Origin of the sequence: Bradyrhizobium sp. 197 (genome assembly GCF_023073375.1) — a bacterium.
GTDB lineage: Bacteria > Pseudomonadota > Alphaproteobacteria > Rhizobiales > Xanthobacteraceae > Bradyrhizobium.
This window is the reverse complement of record NZ_JADPJJ010000024.1, coordinates 198,138-205,318: the sequence shown is the minus strand read 5'-3', so window position 1 is coordinate 205,318 and position 7,181 is coordinate 198,138. Positions and strand designations below refer to the sequence as shown.

Below are 7,181 nucleotides of genomic sequence, written 5' to 3'. Positions count from 1 at the left end.
ATCCACAGACAATGAGGAATTTGGCGGCGTCACCCATACCTTGACTCACAAACACATGTGGTCAGTCAAGAGAATACAAACGGCCACCTGGGCAGTTACCGCTGCGCTCGCAATGACAGGGTGTGTAGAGACGCTGTCGGGCCCTACGTCGTCTTCACATGCGGTCTCCCGCGCACCATGATCAACGCCGCCGCCACCACCTCCAGCGCGATGCAGAGATAGAACGGAAGCGCATAGCCGCCCGAAAAGTCGCGCAGGAAGCCGACCACGCCGGGGCCGAACGCATAGGTCACCTGGTTGATCGCGGTGTTGAGGCTGATCAGCACGCCGAACGAGGCGGAGTCGAATTCCTGCTGCACGATCAGCGACGGCAGCGTGATGAGATTGCCGACGGAGAAGCCGAACAACGCGCAGGCGGCGATCAGCACGTAATCATTGTGCAAATTGATGACGACGAGAAGCGCCACGGCCTGGCTCAGGAACGACAGCGCGGACGCAAGCCGCTGGTTGAGGCGGTCGATCACCAGCGAGAACAGCACCCGGCCGATCACCGCCATCGCCGTCAGCACCGCGACGGCCACAGCGGCGCGCTCGCGTCCGATCACGGGATCGAGAAACGAGATCAGGTGGACGATGAAGCCGACCTGCGCGAACAGCACCAGCGCGAACGCGACCGTCACGGTGAGAAAGCCGACGTCGCGCAACGCCCCGGCGCGGATCTGCGCCGACGATTGCGGCTTTGCTTTCGTCGCTGCACGCCGACCATGGAGATCGGGCGGACGGCCGACGACAATCAGGATCACCGGCACGAGCAGCGCCAGCATGGCGCCGGCGACGGTGAACATCGCGCTGGCGAAGCCGATATGACCGATCAAGGTCACCAGCAGCGGCACGCCGACGATGCCGCCGAAGCTTGCGCCGTTCAGCGCCAGGCTGATCGCCATGCCGCGCTTCTGGTCGAACCACAGGCTGATCGTGTTGGTGATCATCGCCAAACTGGTTCCGGCCCAACCGAAGGCGAGCACGGCGTTCGCGAGATAAAGCTGCCACGGCTCGCGCACCGCGCCGATCGCGACCGCTGCGACCGACATCGCCAGCGTGCCCGCGATCAGGCCGAGGCGCGGCCCGTACTTGTTGACGGCCTCACCGACGAAAACGACGAGCAGCGCGCCGAACAGATAGAAGAACGTCGTGCCGGATGAGATCAGCGAGGCCGACCAGCCGTGCGCGCGCTGGAGCTCGGCGACATAGACGCTCTGGCCGTAGAAGCCGAGGCCCCAGCCGAAAGTCGCGAGCAGGAAGCAGACCGCGACGATGGGCCAGCCTTCGTAGCGAAGAGAGGATTCGTCGATGGATGCGTCGTGCCGGGGATTGTCGAGCATTTGCGCTTGTCCTTTGTTTCCCCGCGAGCGCCGTGCTTCACGCCCGCCTGTTCATGACGAGCATCATGTAACAACCCAAGCCCCGAAAATCACTTCGACCCGGGGCGAACTATCAACGCTGCTGACAGTCTCCTGCCACCTTAAATCGCATCCGGGAACTCACCCATGGCAGCGTCCAGCCGCGCCTTGCGGCGGCGGGCAAAGGAGGCGAACGAAAGCACGGCGAGGCCGAGCAGCACCGGTGGGAACACCACCATGTTCACCGCGGACCAGCCGTAATTGGCGAGCAATTGGCCGGACGAGAACGAGCCGATCGCCATCATGCCGAACACCAGAAAATCGTTGAAGGCCTGCACCTTGTTGCGTTCCTGCGGCCGGTGCGTCTCCAGCACCAGCGCGGAGGCACCGATGAAGGAGAAATTCCACCCCACACCGAGCACGATCAGCGTCGCCCAGAAATGCATTGCGGTGATGCCGGACAGGCCGATGCCGGCCGCACCGGCCTCCAGCAGCAGGCCGGCGGCAACGACCTTCGGCGCGCCGAAGCGCGCGATCAGCGCGCCCGTGAAGAAGCTCGGCCCGTACATGGCGACGATGTGCCATTGAATACCGAAATTGGAATCGGAAAGGCTCAAGCCGCACAACTTCATGGCGAGCGGCGCCGAGGTCATCACCAGATTCATCATGGGGTAGGAGATGACGCCGCACAGCGCCGCCGCGATGAAGCGTGGCTGGGTCACGATATCGAGCAGCGGCCGCCCGCCGTGCAGATCGGCCGGCGCCGGCTTCGGCATGTCGACTCCGGCGACGATGCCCATCGCGACCAGCGCGACCGCGGCCTGCACCAGGAAGCTGAAGGCGAACAGATAAGGCTGCCAGACGTCCATGGTCCATTGCACGAGCTGCGGACCGAGCACGCCGGCGAACACGCCGCCCGCCATCACCCAGGACACCGCCTTGGGCCGGTACGCCGCGCTGGCGCCGTCCGCGGCGGCGAAGCGATAGGATTGCGCCACCGCGCCGTAGAGACCGCCGAGGAAGGTTGCGACACAGAACAGCGCGAACGAGGCGTGCAGGATCGCGAACGAGCCGAGCAGGCCGGTGAGCGTACCCAGACCCGTGCCGATGATGAACGCCCAGCGGCGACCGAAGCGGCGCGAGATCGCGCCGGTCGGCAAGGTGCCGGCCGCAAGCCCCAGCACATACATCGACAGTGGCACGGTCGCGAGCGACATGTCGGGTGCGAGCGTCGCACCGACGATCGAGCCGGTGGCGAAGATCACCGCCGAATTGGCGCCGGTCAGCGCCTGAGCGGCGGCAAGGCGCACCACATTGGCGCGCACGCGCGCGTCGGCGGCGATCTCATCGGCTGCAGTCACGTCTAACATCGGCATTTCCGCCCCAAGAGGCTTTCACGGGGCTTTCAAGGGACCCTGTTGATTCCAGGCACTATGGCGGGGCGCGCGAGGGCGGGCAACCGGTGCAAACGGGCGCAGGCCATGCCTCTGACGCAATCGGGCCGATGATAATGGGCCGCGCTCTTGACGGCTTGCGCTCGATCAAATCCTATCCGCCGCGATCTCAGGAGTTTCGTTCATGTCCGTCGACGACAGGCCTACGCTCAGCGCTCCCGACGACGATCCCTGGCTGTGGCTGGAGGAGATCGAGGGCAAGCTGGCGCTCGATTTCGTCGCGCGGCAGAACAGCCTGACGCTCGACGCATTTGGTGGAAAGGCCTTCGAGCGCGATCGCGACATCCTCGCGGCGATCTACGATCGCCCCGACAACATTCCCTATGTGAGCCGGCGCGGCAAAGATCTGCACAATCTCTGGAAGGACGCGACCAACCCGCGCGGCCTGTGGCGGCGGACTTCGCTTGCAGAGTTTCGCAAGCCGCATCCAGCGTGGGAGATCATGCTGGATGTCGACCAGCTCGCCGCGCGCGCAGGCGAGGACTGGCTGCTGAGCGGCATCACCACACAGCCGGGAAACTCGCGGGCGATTTTGAGCCTGTCGCGCGGTGGCAGCGACGCCGTCACCTTGCGCGAATTCGACATCGACACCAAGAGTTTCGTTGAGGACGGATTTGCGCTGCCGGAAGCCAAGGGCGGCGCCGATTGGCTCGATGCCGACACGCTGCTGCTGTCGAGCGCCCATGGCGAAGGCATGGCGACGAGTTCGGGATATTCGCGGACGGTTCGCCTGTGGCGGCGCGGCCAGTCTGTCGATCAGGCGCAGATGATGATCGAGACCACGGCCGATCATATGGCCATGTCCGGCATAGCCGACGACACCGCCGCGGTCCCACGCAGCTGGTTCGTCGACCAGATCGACTTCTTCAATCATACGATCTGGCTGCGGGATGCAGACGGCACGACGACGAAGCTCGACCTGCCGACCGGCATCTGGATGCAGGCACATGGCGACTGGTTCGCGATGAAGCTGCGCGAAGCCTGGTCGATCGAGGGGAGAACCTATGCCGCCGACACCGTGCTCGGCATGTCGCTCTCGGCATTCCTTGCCGGCAGCCGCGATTTCGCGGTCCTGTTCGAGCCGGAGCCTCGCCGCGCCCTGCAAGGTCTGTTCTGGGCCGGGGGCAGACTGGTACTGTCGATCCTCGACGAACTCCAGCCGCAATTCGAGATATGCACGCCGTCCGCCACGAGCTGGAGCCGCGGGTCACTCGGCGGCCTGCCGCAGATCGGCGTCGTCGACATCTGGCCACTGGACCGCCATCCCTCCGAGAGCAATGGCGACCTGCTCGCCAATGTGCAGGATCCCCTGACGCCACCGTCGCTGCTGCTGATGGAGCGCGGCGCCGCGAGCCCGATTGTGTTGAAGCAGGCGCCGAGGACGTTCGCCGCCGACGGACTCGTGGTGACCCAGCACGAGGCGATCTCGATCGACGGCGAGCGCATTCCCTATGTCCAGACCGGCCCCGCCGGCGAGAGCGGCGATGCGCCGGTCTATATGAGCGCCTATGGCGGCTTCGGGCTATCGGTGAAGCCATATTACAACGCATCGCTCGGCAAGCTGTGGCTGGAGCGCGGCGGCACGACGGTGCAGGCGAATTTGCGCGGCGGCGGCGAATTCGGCACACGCTGGCACGATGCCGGCCGGCTCGCCGGCAAGAAACTGTCGCACGACGATTTCGCCGCGGTCGCCGCGGATCTCGTCCGCCGTGGCGTGACCAAGGCGAAGCGCATCGCCGCGCAGGGCGGATCGAACGGCGGCATCCTCATCACCAACATGCTGGTGCGATACCCCGAACGTTTCGGCGCGCTGTTCTGCACGATCCCGCTGATCGACATGCGCCGCTACACAAAGCTGCTCGCCGGCGCGAGCTGGATCGCGGAATATGGCGATCCTGACAAGCCGGAGGAGTGGGACTGGCTGAAGACGTACTCCGCCTATCACAACGTCAAAGCCGGCCAGCCCTATCCGCCGATCCTGATCGCCACCACGCGGCGCGACGACCGCGTCCATCCCGGGCATGCGCGCAAGATGGCGGCAAAGCTCCAGGCGATGGGTTATGAAGCCTGGTTCTACGAACCGGAAGCAGGCGGCCACGGCTACGGCAAGGACAACAAGGAGCGCGCCGGCTTCGAGGTGCTCGGCTTCCGGTTCTTGAAGAACAAGATCGGGTGGGAGGACGGCGAGGCGTGATCGCCTCTTGCCCGAGTTCAACGCCCGCCGCCCAGCAAGTGGTGCATCTCTCCCGGTTGCGGGAGAGGTCGGCGCGTCCCGGGCGATGCGAAGCATCGTCCCGCGCGCCTGGTGAGGGTTTTATCCTCTAGGGGGTACCCCGTTGCGGAACCCCCCTTTTCCCAGCCCTCCCCCGCAGGCATAGGGGGAATCGCATATTGCACCGCTGCTGCAGGCGAGGTGGAATAACGACTTCCTCCTCTCCGTCCTCGCCCATACGCGATAGCCCTACCCCGCGCGGCGAGCCGGAGCGGCGGAGAATTTAATTTGATTTTTCGTTAAAATTATGTGTTATATATTTAATTCAGCTATCTTATTTATTCTATGACATTAATTAATTCGATGAGTACCAAAACCATGCGACCAGGCCGATTAATCACGCCATTGTAGTTGTTATTGAAAGAGGCGTGATGCATGCGCCGCCCAATTGATATTGCGCCGAGGAACGGAGAAGACATCTGGGTGGAAGATGCGGCCGGGGCTGTTGAGGCCGCCCACTGGTCGTGCGAGGAGGGCAGATGGGTTTGGACGGACGGCTCTCCGATCGACATCGCGCCGACCCATTGGTATCCCGCAACCGAGGATGTCGATCCAGAGGATGAGCCGTCAGGCAGTTCGCTCGCGGCGGCTGTGATCTTGATCCTCGCAATCTTCGTGGGAGCAACCCTGCTCGGTGTGTTCGAGCCATTCAACGCGCGAACGGTTCAGGACGCGACGCGCATCGACGGCGAAAGTGTCGTCAGCCTCGGTCGGCAGGCGGAAATCGCGACCAATTCGCAAGCAGCACCTCAGCCAGAAACGATTGGAGCCCCGGTGTTGGCGGTGCCGGCAAGCACGGGCCGGCAGCAGCTCGTCGACGATTCTCCCCGCAGTGATCCACGCGCCAGCGAACTGACCGGGGCGCGCAAAGAGCTTGACGAGGCGGTCCAGCGCACGCAGGCGGCTGAAATGGCCACGGAGCAGCTGCGGCAATCGCTTCAACAGGAGCAAGCTCACAGCGCCGCGCTCGTGGACGAACTCGCCGGAACCCGCCGCGAGATCGAGACGCGGAACCAACGATCGCGCGACGCGGAGGCTGTCGCTGCGCAGCAGAGAGATGCGGTGGCTCAGGACATCGCAGAACTGCGATGGTCACTGGAGAAGGAGCGGGACAGGAGCGCCGTGCTCGACAAGCAGGTGAACGCCGCGCAAGCAGCGACCGCGACCGCTGTGCAACAACGCCACGAGGCACAGTCACGCGCCGCGGCACTCGCGAGTGAACTTGCCGGAATACCTCGCGGACCGCTCACGCCGGATGGTGCGGCAGCTGAGCAAAGCGATCTAAAAAGCGATCTAAAGGGACAGGAGATCGCGGAATTGCGGCAGTCCCTGCAGCAGGAACGGGAAAGGAGCGCCGTCCTGATCGCAGAGGACAAAGCGGCGCGAGCGGTAACGGCCGACGCCGAACAACAACGCCGCGCACTCGAAGAAGCCAGAGCGCACGCCGCTGCGCTGGCGAGTAAGCTTACCGAAATGCGCCGTGAAATCGAAAGCCGAAACGTGCAATTGCGTGAGGCGGCCGATGCGGCCTCGCAGCAGGAACAGGCAGCGGGCCGAGAGATCGCCGATTTGCGGCAGTCGCTGCAACAGGAGCGGAGCAGGGCTGACGCCAGGGAGAGGGACCTCGCATCGGCGGGGCGCCCCAATGAGCGCGGCCCGGAGCAACCACCTGCAGGCTCGCTCTTGCCGACGACGCAGAACGTGAAAGTGACCTCAGCGGAGCCGCTGATAGTTTCAGAGCAAAACGAGGTGGAGGCCAGATTGATCCCCCGCGCCAGGGAATTGCTCGATCAGGGAAATATTGGTGCAGCGCGAATTGTGCTTGAGCTCGCGGTTGAGAAGGACATTGCACGAGCAAGTTTCATGCTCGCCGAAACATATGATCCTGCGGTTTTGTCGGCCTGGGGTACCTATGGAACGCGCAGCGAAGCGATCAAGGCGCGAGAACTCTACGCCAAGGCACAGAGAGGCGGCATTCGCGAGGCCAAGGAACGGCTGGATGCGTTGCATCCCTGAGTCTTGTTGCAGAACGAAAGGCAGCGATGGCGATCGAGA

General features: G+C 64.1%; 4 protein-coding genes. 2 read left to right on the top strand and 2 right to left on the bottom strand.

What is annotated here, in order from left to right; genetic code table 11:
- Nucleotides 1-143: 143 nt before the first annotated feature.
- On the bottom strand, nt 144-1,382 hold the full coding sequence (locus IVB27_RS06340) for an MFS transporter (RefSeq protein ID WP_247442196.1): 1,239 nt from the start codon (nt 1,380-1,382) through the stop codon (nt 144-146).
- Between the two features lie 140 nt (nt 1,383-1,522).
- The gene (locus tag IVB27_RS06335) at nt 1,523-2,770 is read right to left on the bottom strand and encodes an MFS transporter (RefSeq protein ID WP_247442195.1); all 1,248 of its coding nucleotides are present in this window, start codon (nt 2,768-2,770) and stop codon (nt 1,523-1,525) included.
- Nucleotides 2,771-2,978: 208 nt separating this feature from the next.
- Between IVB27_RS06335 and IVB27_RS06330 the strand changes: the two genes are divergently transcribed.
- Together IVB27_RS06330 and IVB27_RS06325 are read left to right on the top strand one after the other, a co-directional pair.
- Complete coding sequence (locus IVB27_RS06330; protein ID WP_247442193.1) at nt 2,979-5,048, top strand: prolyl oligopeptidase family serine peptidase; 2,070 nt, start codon at nt 2,979-2,981, stop codon at nt 5,046-5,048.
- A gap of 453 nt (nt 5,049-5,501) precedes the next feature.
- On the top strand, nt 5,502-7,142 hold the full coding sequence (locus IVB27_RS06325) for a coiled-coil domain-containing protein (RefSeq protein ID WP_247442191.1): 1,641 nt from the start codon (nt 5,502-5,504) through the stop codon (nt 7,140-7,142).
- Nucleotides 7,143-7,181: the final 39 nt, after the last annotated feature.

Coding starts and splice junctions, on each gene's coding strand:
- IVB27_RS06340 (WP_247442196.1), bottom strand. CDS start 1,382: ATGCTCGACAATCCCCGGCACGACGCATCCATCGACGAATCCTCTCTT.
- IVB27_RS06335 (WP_247442195.1), bottom strand. CDS start 2,770: ATGTTAGACGTGACTGCAGCCGATGAGATCGCCGCCGACGCGCGCGTG.
- IVB27_RS06330 (WP_247442193.1), top strand. CDS start 2,979: ATGTCCGTCGACGACAGGCCTACGCTCAGCGCTCCCGACGACGATCCC.
- IVB27_RS06325 (WP_247442191.1), top strand. CDS start 5,502: ATGCGCCGCCCAATTGATATTGCGCCGAGGAACGGAGAAGACATCTGG.